Source organism: Providencia rustigianii DSM 4541 (genome assembly GCF_000156395.1).
GTDB lineage: Bacteria > Pseudomonadota > Gammaproteobacteria > Enterobacterales > Enterobacteriaceae > Providencia > Providencia rustigianii.
In genome coordinates, this window is sequence record NZ_GG703829.1 from 3203 (window position 1) to 3703 (window position 501).

Here is a 501-nt window from a genome sequence, read left to right on the forward strand (position 1 = left end):
TAAAATCAACTCACGGTAGCTGTTCTCTTGCAGTAGTTTTGTTAGCGGCTCTGACTCAAACTCTAACGTTCTGGCGACTACTTCACGTTGCTCCGGTGGCATAGCAGCAATTAATGCCGCTTTTCGCTCAGCAAATATCACTTCAACATCGAGCACTTCAATAACATCCGGTGCCGGTAATAAACTTATATCAATACTGTTTGCCATCATCGCCCCACATCGACAGAAAAGTTAATTGGCTGATTTGAGTCTTGCTCAATTGCTTCGATATCAATCATTAGCTTTGCGGCTTCTGTACTACTTAACCCGATGCGGGTTAATAAAATACGCGGTTCCCACTTCATCAAAGCGGTATAGCAGGCTGACATCAATTGCAGTTTCAATGCTGGGTTTTGCGGCTGATCAATTAACTCTGATAGTAATGAGCCATAGGTACGACGAATGACACGCGAGCCAATAGGCGTGATTAAAATATCTCTGACTGACTGGCGGATATGCTCA

1 protein-coding gene and 1 pseudogene are annotated in these 501 nt (G+C 43.9%); both read right to left on the bottom strand.

Translation table 11 applies throughout. The features are described from left to right. Positions 1–207 (bottom strand): annotated as a pseudogene (locus tag PROVRUST_RS19950) (baseplate assembly protein); the annotation flags it as partial. Further along, positions 207–501, bottom strand: a 295-nt coding sequence (locus tag PROVRUST_RS18685) for a GPW/gp25 family protein (RefSeq protein ID WP_006816484.1), incomplete at its 5' end; no start/stop codon positions are given. The pseudogene PROVRUST_RS19950 and the gene PROVRUST_RS18685, both read right to left, overlap by 1 nt.